Genomic DNA, 17,766 nt, shown 5'->3' with positions numbered 1-17,766 from the left:
CTCGAAAAGTCCTCCCATAAATGAAGAATTATTTAATTGCCATTTTGTTTTTATTACTTGGTATTGTGTATGCGCAATAGGAAGCCGCCAATTGGTATTTTGGTAAATATGCAGGAATAAATTTTAATTCGAATACGAATGAGGTTACTGCCATATTAAATGGACAATTAAATATAAAGGAAGGGTCTTCTTCTATTTCTGATGCGAATGGAAACTTACTATTTTATACCGCTGGTATTACCGTTTACAATAAGAATCACGACATCATGGATAATGGTGCTTATTTGTATGGAGACCCCAAATTATTTTAGATAACAGAAATTTATATCGCGGTGCCTTAAAATTAGGACCTGATGGTAAAATTTATAGAGCTCTTGCGTCAACATATAATATATTACCTTATGTAGGTGTTATAATTAATTCTAATGTGCAAGGTGTATCTGCACAATATGAGCATAATGCTATTAATTTAAGAAGAAACAACTCTACCTAAGGTTTACCTCCATTTATACAATCATTTTTCGACCAAACTATTGACATTATTAATGCTAGCACTGGCATAGTAACTAGCAATTTGTCCTTATGTACCGGAAGTACTTACACTTTAAACGCCGATGAAATTGTTGGAGCAGATTACCAATGGGATTGAGATTCTTATTTCCAATCCCACACGTTTCCAAATCACGGTTATCAATCAAGTAATAATTGCTAAAGTTGAAAATATAAACAACAACACTCTCTAATGGTCAAATATTTAGTTCTCATTTCACTTTAAAACGTTAATATTTCATTTTATATCAATGAAATGCACATTTTACCGATGAAATGCTTTATTTTGCAGATAGAATACTTTTGCCCTCCCAAAATTTTGCAAAATATTCGTGTATGAACTAATAATATTTGATTGTAGCTCGATGAAATTAACTTTTTATATAACCTGTGCTTTTGTCCTTCTATGCAATGTGATGTATTCACAAACAGATGCTGATTTACTTTCTGTAACTCCATCTAACAATGCCGAAAGCTTAATTAATACGAATTTACTATCCGGAAATGGAATTGTAATTTGCGATCCTTCCTCGCCAAAGAATGCTTCAGTTTCAGGAGAATCTTTTTCTAGTTATGGTGCGTTCGAGAGGCGTGCAAATAATTTCCCATTCACTAATGGTATTTTTCTGTCTACAGGAAATGCAAGTGAAGCAGGAAATTCGGTAGTAGAAGCGTTAAACTCAGGATCGACTTCATGGGAAGGAGATTCAGAATTAGAGGCACAACTGGGGATATCTAACACCTATAATGCCACTGTATTAGAATTCGATTTTGTAGCGCTTACAGAAACAATTTCTTTCGATTATGTGTTAGCCTCTCACGAATACGAAAAAAATCATACCATTTGTAATTATGCCGATGGTTTTGCTATTTTAATCCAAAAAGAAGGAGAAACTAGTTTTCAAAATATGGCCGTAATTCCAGATACAAATACCAATGTAAGTACCAAAGAAATTAACGGTACGGCTTGCTCAAATCATATAGAATATTACGAAAATACGGTTTCGCAACTAGAGAGCACCAACTTTTATGGACGTACTAAAACATTAACGGCATCACATACGATTGAGCCTTACACAAAGTATAAAATTAAATTTATTGTTGCCGACCAAAAGGATGTTAATTTTGATACGGCTGTATTTATAAAACAAAGTGAAGTTAATATTGATGTAGACTTAGGTGACAATATAAGTACGTGTTCTGATGTAGAATTGACTCCTAATCTAAATTCAAATGACACAGTAAACACGGCTAACCTTACAGGCCTTACGTATACATGGTATAAAGATGGCGTTAATGTATCCAATGCCTCTACTTATACAGCAACGACTGCTGGGAATTACAAGGTAGAGGTTAAAGTTTACGAACCAGACTGTTTAAACGGACGAAGCAACATTAATGTATTTACAATTTCCGACGATATAACAATCGATTATATTCCAAATACATCCATTGCACTTGGACTTCAAGATGAATTTGAACGTTGCAGTTCTATAACAGAACAATTTATTCTAGACGAATTCAACAATTATATTAAAGCGCAAATTCCTAATAATGCTAATTCGTATAGCATTAAATATTATCGTAATGGAAACAATATAAGAGATATAGATATTGCTCCAGGGAACACCGAAACCATTACAGCCATTGCTACTAGATCAAGTACAGCATGTGCATATACCTTTACCTTTCCGTTATCGGTAAACGAAATACCAAATCCTCAACCTCAAACTATAACCCGATGTGATAATGATTTAGAGTTTAATTTGGCATCATACAACAACTTATTTAACTCAGGTAATGCTACAGATTTCACTGTTACCTATCACTACACCCAATATCAAGCCGAACAAGGTTCGCAACCTATTTCCTCTCCTTATGTAGGAAGTAGAACTCAGTTATATGTTAGAGTTACCAGTAACAGCACCTCATGTGCAGGAACAACAACATTAACTTTAGATGAAACTGATAGCATAGAACTTTACAATGCTAGTAGTACTGTAATTTCGGGGTGTACCTCTACTCCTGGAGGAGGAATTACCACAGCAGAATTAGATATAGCTACAGATGAATTATTAAACGGTCAAGATCGAAGCCAACTCATTATATCCTATTTTAAGTATGAACAAGATGCCACAGATAATATAAATAAACTAGAAGGCGCTAATCTAGACGCTTACCTAGATAACGAGCCTACAATAATTTTTATTCGTGTAGAACCTCTTGGAGGTGGCTGTCCTGCTATTGCTCACATCGATATTTATCCAACTATTTCATTAAATTTTTCGGCTATTGAAAATTATGCGGTATGTGGAGGAAACTCCTTTAACTTAATTCAGATTGCCAATGATATTAAAAGCAAGATTCAAAATCTTACAGTAACTTTTTACGATGGCAACCCTAGTAGTAGTACGTCTAGTGTAATTGCACAAATAGCAGATTATACCATTCCAGATTTAAATGGAGATGGCATAGAAGACGACTCCCAAACCATCTATGTTAAAGTGGAAGATCCAGATTGCGGTCAAATTTCGACCAATTTCGAAATTTTTAAAGCACCAGGAATAGTCTACAGGGACCGACCATTTATACCTTTAATTTGTTATAACGATAGGGTAATCGATTTAAAAACGTATAAAGATTTAATAATTGATAATAGTAATGATGATAGCATCGAAATCCAATATTATCTAACTGAAGAAAATCGTGACTTAGACGAGAACGAACTTCCTATAGATTATCTAGATCATACAGATATTATAAATGGTATATTATATGCTAGAGTCACTAAAATAGGTGTTACGGACGGAATTCTTATTGGTAATTGTTTTGATGCTATAGACATAGTTATTGACGTGGTAGATATGCCTCAGGTTAATTTAACCTACACAGATTTCCAATATTGCGTTACTAATCCCGAGTTAGAAGTTACCCTAGATTTAGTCGAAGCAGAATTAACAGATATTATTAATAACGATACTGTAAATTCACATATTGCGGCTCAGGATATCGATATAAAATTTTACGAAAACCTAAGTGATGCCGAAGCAGGAAATTCTAATTTTTTAGATCCTAATGTTTATACAACAACTACTAATACAATTTATAGTCGAGTTACTAATAAGAGAGATATATCGATTTGCCCAGTAATAGATCCTATAAATATCGCTGTATTTCTACAACCCGAATTTAATAAAATAGATTTTTTTGAATGCGATATCGAAGTTGTACCAGTAAGAAATATACATTTAGATCAATTGTTTAACCATTATATAGCATCTGAGATTGAGGTGACTTTCTATGATGGGGATAATAATCCCTATACTATTAATTCTCAAATATCTGTACCATACAACGAGACCATAACAATTTATGCGATTGCCAGAAATAAGAATAATACACTATGCGACAATCCGGTTAGGCAGGCAATTACTTTAAGAACAGGAGAAACACCAGCCCCAATACCTTTCGATTTATCGGTATGTGTGATTCCTGGCCAAACTTACACCGAAATTAATTTAGACAATATTGAAGCGGAGTTAGAATCGCTTACAGGCGTATCTCTAGATGTTTCATTTTATGAAAACGAAGCCGAAGCCGAAGCCTCTTTGAATACTTTTATATTAAACACAAATGCTTATCAAATTCCTACAACTCCATCAAGGCATAATCTTTTTGTCCAAATAAAAAACCCAGGAACAGAGTGCTTTATTGTTCAAACACTATTAATTAGGATTAACAATACACCTAATTTCACTAGTGCATATATTGAACCTATGTGTGCAACTGACTATATTGGTGATAACATTGTATTTAATTTGCAAAATACCGTTACAGACATTACTTATAAAACCGGTTATAATGCTCCTTTAATTTACTTTTTTGAAGATATTGATGATGCTTACTCACTCAACATTTCAAATCAGATTACCAATTCTTTAGAACCAGATCAGATCTATGTAAAACCTGTTAATGTTGATACTATTTACGTGGTGGCTAAAGATCCAGATACCGATTGTTTCGAAGTACAAACATTAGCATTAGTTGTTAATTACCCTCCTGACACAAAAGATTTAACAGATTTTGAATTCTGCGATGATGGCTCTGGCACACTATTTTTAAAAGAAATAGACAACCGTTTAGTTTACGATCTAAACTCAAGTAACATTACATATCACAAAACACAGGCAGATGCAACTTCTGGAACTAATCCGTTAAGCGATATTTACGATTATACAACTCCAATTAATGGCACTGAGATTCATGCTAGAATTAGCAGTATAGCTACAGGTTGTTATTTTACAAAACCTATAACGTTACAACCTAACTCCAATGGTACAGCGTTAAATGTAACTGCCAGTGCTTCTTTTTTCCAAAATACAAATACCATTACGGTAGATGTCCTTGGAGGAACCGGAAATTATGTATACAGCTTAGATCATGGAGATTTTCAGACATCTAACATTTTTACAGATGTAACTATTGGAAGTCACACCGTATTTGTAAGTAACGACTTAGGTTGTTCTGAAGGAGTTACAACAGTAACCGTTGTAGATATTCCAAAGTTTTTCACACCTAACCAAGATGGTTATAATGATACTTGGCACATTATCGGAATTGAAAACTTAGCTGAGGTTGAAGTACAAATTTTCGATCGCTTTGGTAAACTGCTCACAGTGCTTAATAAAAATAACAATCCCACATTTGAAGATGGCTGGAATGGATCGTTTAATGGAGCACCAATGCCTACAGACGATTATTGGTATGTGGCAAGAATTAATAACGGAACTCAAGATTTTGAACGTAGTGGCCATTTCACGTTAAAACGATAATAAAACTGCACATTACTTTTATTTTTCTCCATTCAAAATGTTTAAATTTGTGATATGCGATTTAAAATAAAATCAGAATTCGAACCTACCGGAGATCAGCCTTCTGCAATTAAACAATTAACAGAAGGCATTAACAACGACGAGAAATACCAAACACTTTTAGGTGTTACGGGCTCAGGGAAAACCTTTACCGTTGCTAATGTTATCCAAGAAGTACAACGTCCTACCCTAGTTTTGGCACACAACAAAACTTTAGCAGCACAGCTGTACTCAGAGTTCAAACAGTTTTTCCCAGATAATGCTGTAGAATATTTTGTGTCTTACTACGATTATTATCAGCCTGAAGCTTACATTCCGGTTTCCGGAACGTATATTGAAAAGGATTTATCTATAAACGAAGAAATAGAAAAATTACGATTAAGCACTACCTCATCCCTACTTTCTGGAAGACGCGATGTATTAGTAGTGGCTTCCGTATCCTGTTTATATGGTATTGGTAACCCTGTAGAGTTTCAGAAAAACGTAATTTCTTTGGAACGCGATCAAGTCATCTCCAGAACCAAATTATTACATCGTTTAGTACAAAGTTTGTATTCTAGAACCGAAGCAGAATTTAATCACGGAAGTTTTAGAATTAAAGGAGATACCGTAGATATATTTCCGAGCTATGCCGATGATGCTTTTAGAATTCATTTTTTCGGAGATGAAATTGAAGAAATTGAAGCTTTTAATGTGCAAACCAACGAAATTATAGAGAAGTACGATCGTCTTACCATCTATCCAGCGAATATGTTTGTAACCTCTCCAGATGTACTTCAGGGAGCCATAAAGAATATTCAAGATGATTTAGTAAAACAACACGATTACTTTAAGGACATCGGAAAACATTTAGAAGCGAAACGTTTAAAAGAACGTACCGAATTTGACCTAGAGATGATTCGAGAATTAGGGTACTGTTCTGGAATAGAAAACTATTCTAGATATTTAGATGGAAGACAGCCGGGAACACGGCCATTCTGTTTATTAGATTATTTCCCAGATGATTTTTTAATGGTGGTAGATGAAAGTCACGTGACCATTTCGCAAGTACATGCCATGTATGGAGGCGATAGAAGCAGAAAAGAAAACTTAGTAGATTATGGCTTTAGATTGCCAGCCGCTATGGATAACCGTCCACTTAAATTCGAAGAATTCGAAGCCTTGCAGAATCAAGTCATTTATGTTAGTGCGACACCCGCAGATTACGAATTAGAAAAGAGTGATGGTATTTTTGTCGAGCAAGTTATTCGTCCGACAGGGCTTTTAGATCCTATAATCGAAGTACGTCCTAGCTTAAACCAGATAGATGATTTAATTGAAGAGATTCAGCTTCGTATAGAAAAAGACGAGCGTACGCTAGTTACGACCCTTACTAAGCGTATGGCAGAGGAGCTTACTAAGTATCTAGACCGCATTCAGATTCGCTGTCGTTACATCCATAGTGATGTCGATACTTTGGAGCGCGTAGAAATCATGCAAGATTTAAGAAAAGGATTATTTGATGTATTGGTTGGAGTAAACCTATTACGTGAAGGTTTAGATTTACCTGAAGTGTCTTTAGTGGCCATTTTAGACGCCGATAAGGAAGGTTTTTTACGTTCGGCAAGATCTTTAACTCAAACTGTAGGTCGTGCAGCAAGGAACTTAAATGGTAAAGCCATTATGTATGCCGATAAGATTACAAAGAGTATGCAGAAAACAATTGATGAAACTGAGTATAGACGCGCAAAACAAATCAATTACAACACGGCAAATAATATGGTGCCAACCGCACTAAACAAAAGTTTAGATAGTGCTCTAGCCAAAAACTCTGTAAGCACGTATAGTTATGAATTGGAAGCGCTTAAAGCTGCAGAACCTGAAAGCGAATATTTAACGAAGCCTCAATTGGAACAAAACATTCGCGATAGACGTAAATTAATGGAAGCGGCCGCAAAAGAATTAGACTTTGTTAATGCAGCTAAATTCCGTGACGAAATAAAAGTTTATCAAGAAAAGCTTGAGAAATTAAAACAATAGCAATTACAGGTGGTTATTTAATTGTACTGAACTTTAAATATATCGATTAACACATCTGCTGGTACCATATTATTGGGAAAACCATCCATTAAGTGTAAGACTTTATTTGTAGAATCATGACTTAATCCCATACGAAGCCCATAGTTAAAGAATAAAATATCGTCTTTTTGCAGCCGTTTATTATCTAAGTTTAATAACAGCACCAAACGGTAAAATTGCACAATGCGCTCACTATAAGACTCTAGATTTTTATAAATAATAGGATTGTTAATAAGATATTCGAAATCTGATCGAGAAATATTCAGCTGTTTAGAAACACTTAAAAGAAAATTATATTTTAAAGATATTATTTCATCCGTTTTGGCGAATGCAATCATTTCAGAAAGCAAGCTCAATTTCTCAATGCGATTTAACATGTAAAGGAATCTTGATTATTATTGTTCTAAAGTTAATTATAATAGGTATTTTATAATCGCATATATAATGTAACTTGTCGAAAATTTAATAATTTTAATATGTTATTACCTACACCAACACATCATAACATACTCACTATTTGCAAGTTAAACACTGTATCTCCTGAAATTTTGAATAAAAACAAAATAACAACATACATTTAACTACTTTTAAATACCAGAAAAGGTCACATTAAAAAGATACCGTAGTTTTGTACTACTACCGAAAATATAGATTTTAGAAATATAAAAAATTGAAATATGACAAATAATGATGTTCTTAAAAAATTACGAGTTGCTCTTAAATTAAGAGACGATGATATCGTGAAGATTTTAGAATTAGTAGATTTTAGAATCAGTAAAAGTGAATTGGGAGCTTTTTTCAGAAAGGAAGATCATCCAAAATACATGGAATGTGGCGATCAGATTTTAAGGAACTTTTTAAACGGATTAGTGATTCATTTACGAGGGCCATTGCCTAAAAAAGATGCCCCTAAAAAAAGTGAAACGGGTAAAAAGGCTGTTAAGAAATCTGAAACTAAGAAAACATCGTAAGAACATCTCTTCTTATACACCCATAAAAAAAGCGTCTAATCCTTAAGATTAGACGCTTTTATTTTATATAACAGTAAACTGTGTTTTAGATTATGCTAAAACCTGTTGTACTTTATCTGCTGCTTCTTGGAATTGTGTAGCACTCATTACATCTAATCCAGAATTATCGATTAATTCTTTAGCAATGTCTGCATTGGTTCCTTGTAAACGTACAATAATTGGTACATTAATATTCCCCATGTTTTTGTAAGCATCGATAACACCTTGCGCTACTCTATCGCAACGTACAATACCTCCAAAAATGTTAATAAGGATGGCTTTTACGTTAGGGTCTTTTAAAATAATTTTAAAAGCAGCCTCTACACGTGCAGCATCAGCAGTACCTCCAACATCTAAAAAGTTAGCTGGTTCTCCACCTGCTTGCTTAATTAAATCCATTGTTGCCATTGCTAAACCAGCACCATTAACCATACACCCAACATTACCGTCTAAGTCTACATAGTTTAATCCTAATTTTCCTGCTTCAACTTCAATAGCACTTTCTTCACGTATATCACGTAAATCAAGGTAATTTTTATGTCTGTATAATGCATTGTCATCAATAGTAACTTTAGCATCTACAGCAAGAATCTTATTATCGCTAGTTTTTAAAACTGGGTTAATTTCAAATAAAGAAGAATCAGACTCTACATAAGCTTTGTAAAGGTTTGTAACGAATTTCGTCATTTCTTTAAACGCATTCCCAGATAATCCTAAGTTAAACGCAACACGTCTTGCTTGGAAAGGTAAGATACCTACTGTAGGATCGATTTCTTCTGTAAAAATTAAATGTGGTGTTTCTTCTGCAACAGTTTCAATATCCATTCCACCTTCAGTAGAATACATAATCATGTTACGGCCAGTCGCACGATTTAATAAAACCGATACGTAAAACTCTTCTGTTTCAACTTCTCCAGGATAGTATACATCTTCAGCAACTAATACTTGGTGTACTCTTTTACCTTCTGCAGATGTTTGTGGAGTGACAAGGTCCATACCTATAATCTCACCAGAAATTTGTTCTACTTCTTGTAAATTCTTGGCTAATTTAACACCACCACCTTTACCTCGTCCACCAGCGTGAACTTGGGCTTTAACTACGAACCAGCTCGTACCTGTTTCCGATGTTAATTGTTTTGCTGCTACAACTGCGTCTTGAGCACTTTGTGCTACAATACCGCGTTGAATACGTACGCCAAAACTATTTAAAATTTCTTTTCCTTGATATTCGTGTAAGTTCATTAGTATTTTAATTTATTGCTTCACAAATGTAATCAACGAATATGTTTTAACCAATATTTTTTATCATCTATATAAAGATAATATCAATACCGCATTCTTTTCTTTGTTTTTTTGACAAATAATAAGTCTTAAACTGACAAAAACTTTATAGATTTGCGGCAAATTTAATTTATCATAAAATGAATAATAACACTTTATTAAAAATTGCAAGTGACTTTGGAAGTCCGGTGTATGTGTACGACTCTGAAAAAATAGTATCACAGTATAAACGTTTAACATCTGCATTTAATAAGGTGAAACAGGTAAAGGTGAATTATGCCGTAAAAGCGTTATCTAATATTTCTATACTGAAATTAATGAAAACCTTAGGTGCTGGCCTTGATACTGTATCTATTCAGGAAGTTCAATTGGGTTTAAAAGCAGGATTTTCTGCAGACCAAATTATATTTACGCCTAACGGTGTGTCTCTTGAAGAAATTGAAGAAGCATCTAAATTAGGAGTTCAAATAAATATTGATAGCTTATCTATCTTAGAGCAATTCGGAACAAAACATCCTAATGTTCCTGTTTGTATTCGTATTAATCCGCATGTTATGGCTGGAGGAAATGCTAATATTTCTGTTGGACATATAGATTCTAAGTTTGGTATTTCTGTACATCAGATTCCGCATATCTTAAGAATTGTAGAAAACACAGGGATGCATATTAACGGAATTCACATGCATACAGGTAGTGATATTTTAGATATCGATGTCTTTTTATATGCGAGTGAAATCTTATTTGATACAGCTAAACATTTTAAAGATTTAGACTTTTTAGATTTCGGATCTGGTTTTAAAGTCCCTTATTCTAAAGGTGATATTGAAACTAATATTGAAGAATTCGGAACAAAATTATCTAAACGCTTTAACGAATTCTGTAAAGAATACGGCAAAGAATTAACCTTAGGTTTCGAACCAGGTAAGTTTTTAGTAAGTGAATCTGGAGTATTTTTAGCTAAAGTAAACTCTGTGAAACAAACCACATCGACTGTATTTGCACAAATCGACTCAGGTTTTAATCATTTAATTCGTCCGATGCTTTACGGCTCACAACATGTAATTACAAACATATCTAATCCTAAAGGACGCGAGCGTTTTTATTCTGTTGTTGGGTATATATGCGAAACAGATACATTCGCAAACAACCGTAGAATTTCAGAAATTACGGAAGGCGACATTATTGGATTCCAAAATGCTGGAGCCTACTGTTATTCTATGGCTTCTAACTATAACTCACGTTTTCGTCCTGCCGAAGTGCTTTGGCATAAAGACAAAGCATTGCTAATTAGAGAGCGAGAAACTATAGAGGACATTTTAAAAAATCAAATCGAAGTTACCATATAACAACCAAAAGCGTTAACCTAAACAGTTAGCGCTTTTTTTATGGCTTATTACAAACGTCTTTAAATAAAAATATCCTGCAGAATAAAAGTTCGTTTTATAAAGCAGGATATCTAGTATTAACTTGGTGTATTTCTATTCTACAAATACAAGATCTGAATTGTAGAAACCTCCCATATTCTTTTTACGTTTTGCAGATTGCTCTACTATTAAATTTGCAATAGTATTTAAATTACGTAGTTCACAAATCTGAACGGATAACTTAGATCCCACATATAAATCTTGAGTAGAATCTTCCACATAGCGCAAGTGTTTCGCGGCTTCTTTTAGCTTACTATTGGTTCTTACAATAGCGACTAAATCGGACATGATATGCTGAATTGTGTTTCTGTAATGTGTAATTAATATAAGCTCTTTAGGTGTAGATGTCCCATCGTCGTTCCAATCTGGCGCATTGACATTTACTGGTTTTACCTCATCTACATTTTCTATAATATGATCGGCAATGTGATTGGCATACACTAAGGCTTCCAACAAAGAATTAGACGCTAGTCTGTTCGCACCGTGCAAACCTGTACTTGTACATTCTCCTGCCGCGTATAAATCTTCTATAGTAGACTCTCCGTTCTTATTCACTTCTACACCGCCACAAGCATAGTGACATGCAGGAACAACAGGAATCATATGCTTTCTAATATCTATACCAATGCCTAAACACTTTTCATTTATATTAGGAAAATGTTTTATAAAAGCCTCATAATCTAAATGTGTACAATCTAAATATACGTGACGTTCTCCGGTAGTATGTATTTCGTTATCTATAGCTCTGGCAACAATATCTCGGGGTGCTAATTCTCCGCGTTCATCGATGGCTAACATAAAACGTTCGCCTTTCTTGTTTTTAAGGTGTGCTCCAAATCCGCGAACAGCTTCAGAAATTAAAAACGACGGACTTTGTTCTGGTTCAAATAAAGCCGTAGGGTGAAATTGCACAAACTCCATTCCTCTAATTTTTGCCAAAGCGCGATACGCCATAGCAATTCCATCTCCTGTTGCAATTAACGGGTTGGTTGTAGACGCATAAACTTGTCCGATTCCACCAGCGCATAAAATGGTTTTATTAGCAATATAAGGTTCGATTGCATTTGTCTTCTGGTTCATTATGTATGCCCCATAGCAACGAATATTATTTATATCTTCTCCAGAATCTTTTAATTGGTGATCGGTTATTAAATCGATAGCAAAATGATACGGTAACACTTTAATATTCTCCAGACTTGCTACCTGATCTAAAAGCGTACGTTCTATTTCTAACCCTGTAATATCTTTGTGGTGAATAATACGATTCGCAGAATGACCTCCTTCTTTACCTAAGTCGAATGCGCCAGTTCCATCGTAATCAAAATCGGCTCCCCAAGACATTAATTGCCTCATACAATCTGGAGCTTCTTCAATTACCATTTTTACAACTTCACGATCGTTATGGTATTCTCCCGCAATCATCGTATCCTCAATATGATCCTCGAACGAATCTAATTTATCCCAAACTACGGCGATACCGCCTTGAGCATATTTTGTATTCGATTCACTTTTATTGGCTTTAGTAACAACTAAAATTTCTTTATTTGGTAAAGATTTTGCCAAACGAATGGCTGTAGTAAGACCTGCAACTCCCGATCCTAATATTAAATAATCTGTATTATTTTGACTCATTTTTTATTTTATGAGATGTCTAACATGCGTTGAATAGGAAGTAAAGCACGTTTCTGAATTGCTTCGTCTACATGAACTTCTGGCAATTCATGCTTCATACATGTATAAAGCTTTTCGAGTGTATTCATTTTCATATAAGCACATTCGCTACATGCACATGTATTATTCTCTTTTGCTGGTGCCGGAATTAAAATTTTATTAGGAACTTCTTTTTGCATTTCATGTAAAATACCAGCTTCGGTAGCTACAATAAATTCGTTTGCAGGATTGGTTTTTACATAATTAATAAGTCCCGCTGTAGAGCCTACATACTCAGCTATTTTTAATAAATGAGCTTCAGATTCTGGGTGAGCAATAATTTTAGCATTCGGATTTTCTTTATGAACCGCTAATAGTTTATCCATTGAAAATGCTTCATGCACAATACAAGCACCGTCCCACAATACCATATCACGACCTGTTTCCTTTTGAATCCAAGCGCCTAAATTTTTGTCTGGAGCAAATATAATAGGCTGATCTAATGGTACCGAATCTACTATTTTTTTAGCATTAGACGATGTACAACATAAATCACTAAGAGCCTTTACCTCTGCCGATGTATTTACATAAGTAATAACAATATGACCTGGATATTTTTTCTTAAATGTTGCAAGATCTTCGGCACTACAAGAGTCTGCTAAAGAGCAACCCGCATTTAAATCGGGTAGAATAACTTTCTTAGTCGGATTTAAAATTTTTGCAGTCTCCGCCATAAAATGAACCCCTGCAAATACAATTAAGTCAGCATCGGTTTCTGCCGCTTTATAAGACAACCCTAAACTATCTCCAACATAATCTGCTAAATCTTGAATCACTGGTTCCTGATAATAATGCGCTAAAATCACAGCATTCTTCTCTTTTTTCAGCCTTTTAATCTCCGCCACATAATCTATATTCTTTGCATCTTCCGATACAGGAATATATCCCAACTTCTCAATACTTTCTTTTACAGAATCCATAATCATTATTAAAATTGAACGGTAAAATTAATGAATTTTATAATGTTTATTTAATGTTTTAATAGCATATTTTCTTTTTTGTAAGAATATGATTTCAATGTAAAGTTAAAACCCAATGATATATTTCCTGAAATTGAAAAAATTTAGAATACTTTAAACTGATATGTAATCCGTTTAACGCTAAATAAAACACTAACCTAATGATTCACAACACATTTAGAAAGCAAATTGTAAATTATAGAAAAATGAAGATAATTCTGGTATAGTATTAAAGAATAGATTAGTTGAAATTATTTAGAAAACACAATATATTCTAAGTCAGGAATTAGAGAACCTCATATATAAAAAAATAAAACACCTCTAAACCTAGATTTAGAGGTGTTTTGGTTTATTGATATTTAGCTTCCTTTTAAACGCTATTCAAGAGTTAAGTATTAAAACAACCTACTCTCTCACAGTACCTGAAAAATGATTTATATTAGGGTTTATAGGATTCCCACTCATTCTTCTAATGGTAACTATTTGACCACAATGCCAAACAGAATCTTCAATTGGTCCGTTAATCGCATTCCAGAACGGAACAGTTCGCTCTCCCTTCGGACTTTTAAAAATCATATCGAAAGGTTTTAAATCGTTTGCTTCTTTTAAAATATCCGAAGCCGTTTTTAGGTTGTTTAATGTTTGCGCTCTTAATTCACTATAGGTTAACGGCCGTTTTAAGGTTTCATTTACATGAGGTACCTTTAAGGCTGCATCGCGAAGTATAGCCGATAAACCATGAATGTGCGTCATAAGCTCTAATGGAGATCGCATTTCTGTATTTAATTTAAAATCTAAATCTGTTGCAGACAAACCTTCAGTTGCCCAATAGAATCGGAATCCTAGGCCATCAATTGCGCGACCAACAACTGTTCCTGCTGTGTATGTTTCTGAATGCTCGGGAATTTCGTAATACGGCAACTTAGAATCCGTTTGTGCTACTATTGACATATTAAAAAGTAAAAAAAATAATATTGGTAAAGATTTCATTTAAAATAGAATTATATCCCGTGAGTATCGAACAAATAAACCAATGCCGTCATAGAAGCGGCTCCTAATTCTAATTCGCGTTTATTAACAGCATCAAACGTATCGTTTGCCGCATGATGATGGTCGAAATAGCGCTGAGAATCTGGTCTTAAACCTGCTGTAATATTGGTATCGGTTTTTAACGGACGTACATCTGCTCCAGCACCACCTTGAATAAAATAATGAATAAGATAAGGCTCGAATAATGGCTTCCAACCTAATATCTTATTAAAAGATGCCTCGGTACAATCGAAAGAAAATCCTCTTGGAGTAAAACCACCTGCGTCACTTTCTAGAGACACCACATGTTTCTCACCTTTAGACTTGGCTTCTTTAGCATATTCGGTTGCTCCTCGCAATCCGTTTTCTTCATTCATAAACATAACCACACGTATACTGTGTTTCGGTTTAATTTTTAAGGTTTTAAATAATCGAAGTACTTCCATAGATTGTACAATTCCTGCTCCATCATCGTGAGACCCATCGCCTAAATCCCAAGAATCTAAGTGGCCTCCAACGATAATATATTCATTTGGAAATTGAGAACCTGTAATCTCTCCGATAACATTATAAGATTTCACGTCTTCTAATTGCTTACAATTTTGCTTAAAATAAAACTGAAGCGATGTATCTAACTTTAGCATGGTACTTAATAAATTCGCATCCTTGGTACTAATTGCCGCTGAAGGAATACGCTTAGACACTGGTAAATCCTCGTAGGTCATACTTCCGGCGTGTGGTAGGTTGTCTATATTTAAAGTCATAGATCTTACAATAACGCCTACAGCACCATATTTAGCAGCCTCTACAGCTCCCATGTAACGCTGATCGACACAGCCGCCATACGCAGAGAATGTATTAATTAAATCGGCTTGCATTGGACGATTATAAAACACTATTTTTCCTTTAACACCTTCCTCGCCTAAAGCTTTTAACTCTTCAAAACTTTTAACTTCTACTACGCTTGCAGTAACACCTAATGGATTAGTAGATACAGATCCGCCTAGTGCACAAATGTTAACGTTTGTCGTTTCGCCGCTTCCTGCTTTTATGTATGCAAATTCCTTCGCTCCTCGCACCCATTTAGGCACCATAACAGGTTGTAACCAAACTTTGTCTAATCCCAAGGAATCCAACTCTGCTTTTCCCCATTCTACAGCGCGTTCTGCATTTAAAGACCCGGATAAACGTCCTCCAATATCCATGGATAATGTTTCTAGCCAAGTATAACTTTTACCATCGACTAAAGCGGTTTTGTAAATTTGTTTTAAGACGTCTTCATCTGTTTGACTAAAAACTTGACAACTTAAACATAAGGCAATCAGAACAATTAATTTTTTCATATAATTTTTTATCTATACTGTAATAATGATATTAATAGGATATAACTACTCGCTTTTTAATTGCTTTTTATAAGCTTCTATATTCGATTCAGTTTCAGGATCTAATTGAGGTTCTTTAATATCGTCATACTTTTTAAGTGTTTCGTAAAGAATGTTAGCCACAATTAAACGTGCTGTGGGCTTATCGTCTGCAGGAATATTATACCAGGGTGCATTAGCTGTAGAGGTTCTGTTTATGGCATCTTCGTAACATGTCTGATAATTATCCCATAACGCGCGTTCCTTAAGATCGTCTGCCGAGAACTTCCAGTTTTTATTTTTCTTTTCTAATCTACGAATCAGTCTATCACGTTGTTCGTCTTTAGAAAGATTTAAAAAGAACTTAAATATAATGGTTCCACTATTTGAAATTGTTTTCTCAAAATTCACAATTTCATTAAAACGATTATCCCAAAAGGCCTCATTTACTTCAGACAATTCGGTAACCGTAGGAATGTTTTCTCCTAAAATATAATTTGGATGCACACGTGTAACTAGAACATTCTCGTAATGTGTTCTATTAAATATACCAAACTTTCCTCGGGCTGGTAAACGCACATAATGACGCCATAAATAATCGTGTTTTAATTCTAATTCTGTAGGCGATTTAAAACTATGACAATCTATACCTCTTACATTAAAATCTTTAAATACTTCGCGAATTAAACTGTCTTTTCCAGCGGTATCCATACCCTGAAAACATACTAAAACCGAATACTTCCCATGCGCATACATCGTGTTTTGCCATTCGCCTAATTTAACCCTAATCTTTTCTAATTGCTTTTCAATCTTTTTCTCCGAGGCATCTAAATCGACTTTAGTTTTTAGATTTTTGATGTCGATTTTAGAATCAATTTTAAAGTCTTTTAAGTGAATATCTTTCATAGTACGAATAGGATTTTGGCTTATAGTACTACTAAAAAACAAAAATGGTTTGTATTAATAGCATAATTGTGAAGTTTTTTAGAATTTTTAACTATAAAAATTTAAGTAAAACATAGGATTTACAGTCATATTTCGCAAACCATTCTTTTCTATCTTTACACCTAATTATTATCTTTAAATTCTATCGTTTTTTTAATACCAAAAAATCAATAACGAGAAGCCCTTGTCTACCCCAATTACACCTTTGGTGAAGACGATTTATTATACACTCTAAATTGGCTAGAAAACAGATTAGATTTTTTAGACACCTATTTTGAAAACGTATTATCATCAGAAGAAACGCATATAAACAGCCTCACTATATATCCTAATCCAGCAATACACAAACTAAACATACCTAATTACAGTCGGATATTTGGTAAACCTTTTAAGATTTACAATACCCTTGGTCAACTTTCTGGGGAAGGTATAATTGAAAGTAATTATATTTCTGTCGATTATTTACAAGCTGGTGTATATGTATTGCATATAGAGCATGAGACTTTTAAATTCATTAAATCATAAAGTCATAAAGTCATAAAGTCATTAATAATATAAAATGTATTCGA

Annotated in this window: 13 protein-coding genes; 5 read left to right on the top strand and 8 right to left on the bottom strand. The window is 34.2% G+C overall.

The window, feature by feature from the left end; genetic code table 11:
- Positions 1-28: 28 nt before the first annotated feature.
- Positions 29-154 carry a hypothetical protein gene (locus ACKC83_RS09390; protein ID WP_434035305.1) on the bottom strand — a complete coding sequence of 42 codons (126 nt, stop codon included), beginning with the start codon at positions 152-154 and terminating at the stop codon, positions 29-31.
- 811 nt (positions 155-965) lie between these two features.
- Here ACKC83_RS09390 and ACKC83_RS09385 point away from each other — a divergent pair.
- Positions 966-5,381, top strand: coding sequence for a choice-of-anchor L domain-containing protein (locus ACKC83_RS09385; RefSeq protein ID WP_434035304.1), 4,416 nt, complete (start codon positions 966-968; stop codon positions 5,379-5,381).
- Positions 5,382-5,435: 54 nt separating this feature from the next.
- Positions 5,436-7,439 (top strand): excinuclease ABC subunit UvrB, encoded by a 2,004-nt coding sequence (uvrB, locus tag ACKC83_RS09380; protein ID WP_434035303.1) that lies wholly within the window; start codon positions 5,436-5,438, stop codon positions 7,437-7,439.
- A gap of 17 nt (positions 7,440-7,456) precedes the next feature.
- Here uvrB and ACKC83_RS09375 read toward each other — a convergent pair whose 3' ends face one another.
- Positions 7,457-7,855, bottom strand: coding sequence for a TerB family tellurite resistance protein (locus ACKC83_RS09375; protein ID WP_414037319.1), 399 nt, complete (start codon positions 7,853-7,855; stop codon positions 7,457-7,459).
- Positions 7,856-8,155: 300 nt separating this feature from the next.
- Between ACKC83_RS09375 and ACKC83_RS09370 the strand changes: the two genes are divergently transcribed.
- Positions 8,156-8,449 carry a DUF1456 family protein gene (locus ACKC83_RS09370; RefSeq protein ID WP_414037320.1) on the top strand — a complete coding sequence of 98 codons (294 nt, stop codon included), beginning with the start codon at positions 8,156-8,158 and terminating at the stop codon, positions 8,447-8,449.
- A 90-nt stretch (positions 8,450-8,539) separates the two neighbouring features.
- On the opposite strand, the gene sucC is transcribed toward ACKC83_RS09370, so the two are convergent.
- The gene (gene sucC, locus ACKC83_RS09365; RefSeq protein WP_414037321.1) at positions 8,540-9,730 is read right to left on the bottom strand and encodes an ADP-forming succinate--CoA ligase subunit beta; all 1,191 of its coding nucleotides are present in this window, start codon (positions 9,728-9,730) and stop codon (positions 8,540-8,542) included.
- A 179-nt stretch (positions 9,731-9,909) separates the two neighbouring features.
- On the opposite strand from sucC, the gene lysA reads away from it, so the two are divergent.
- On the top strand, positions 9,910-11,115 hold the full coding sequence (gene lysA / locus ACKC83_RS09360; RefSeq protein ID WP_434035302.1) for a diaminopimelate decarboxylase: 1,206 nt from the start codon (positions 9,910-9,912) through the stop codon (positions 11,113-11,115).
- Positions 11,116-11,247: 132 nt separating this feature from the next.
- Here lysA and nadB read toward each other — a convergent pair whose 3' ends face one another.
- The 5 genes from nadB to ACKC83_RS09335 all read right to left on the bottom strand — a co-directional run bounded on the left by nadB (position 11,248) and on the right by ACKC83_RS09335 (position 17,158).
- Positions 11,248-12,825: an L-aspartate oxidase gene (nadB, locus tag ACKC83_RS09355; RefSeq protein ID WP_414037323.1), complete on the bottom strand. Its 1,578-nt coding sequence runs from the start codon at positions 12,823-12,825 to the stop codon at positions 11,248-11,250.
- 8 nt (positions 12,826-12,833) lie between these two features.
- Positions 12,834-13,823 (bottom strand): quinolinate synthase NadA, encoded by a 990-nt coding sequence (nadA, locus tag ACKC83_RS09350; protein ID WP_414037324.1) that lies wholly within the window; start codon positions 13,821-13,823, stop codon positions 12,834-12,836.
- A gap of 444 nt (positions 13,824-14,267) precedes the next feature.
- On the bottom strand, positions 14,268-14,813 hold the full coding sequence (locus ACKC83_RS09345) for a DinB family protein (protein ID WP_434035301.1): 546 nt from the start codon (positions 14,811-14,813) through the stop codon (positions 14,268-14,270).
- A gap of 50 nt (positions 14,814-14,863) precedes the next feature.
- Entirely contained in the window at positions 14,864-16,234 is a 1,371-nt protein-coding gene (locus tag ACKC83_RS09340) for a M20/M25/M40 family metallo-hydrolase (RefSeq protein ID WP_434035300.1), read from the bottom strand.
- Positions 16,235-16,279: 45 nt separating this feature from the next.
- Positions 16,280-17,158 carry a PPK2 family polyphosphate kinase gene (locus ACKC83_RS09335; RefSeq protein ID WP_434035299.1) on the bottom strand — a complete coding sequence of 293 codons (879 nt, stop codon included), beginning with the start codon at positions 17,156-17,158 and terminating at the stop codon, positions 16,280-16,282.
- A 345-nt stretch (positions 17,159-17,503) separates the two neighbouring features.
- Between ACKC83_RS09335 and ACKC83_RS09330 the strand changes: the two genes are divergently transcribed.
- Positions 17,504-17,722, top strand: coding sequence for a T9SS type A sorting domain-containing protein (locus ACKC83_RS09330; RefSeq protein WP_434037771.1), 219 nt, complete (start codon positions 17,504-17,506; stop codon positions 17,720-17,722).
- Positions 17,723-17,766: the final 44 nt, after the last annotated feature.

The organism is Formosa bonchosmolovskayae (genome assembly GCF_051016085.1).
Taxonomy (GTDB): Bacteria; Bacteroidota; Bacteroidia; order Flavobacteriales; family Flavobacteriaceae; genus Formosa.
Note: the sequence above shows the minus strand (reverse complement) of the source record. Positions and strands in the feature narration are given on the sequence as shown.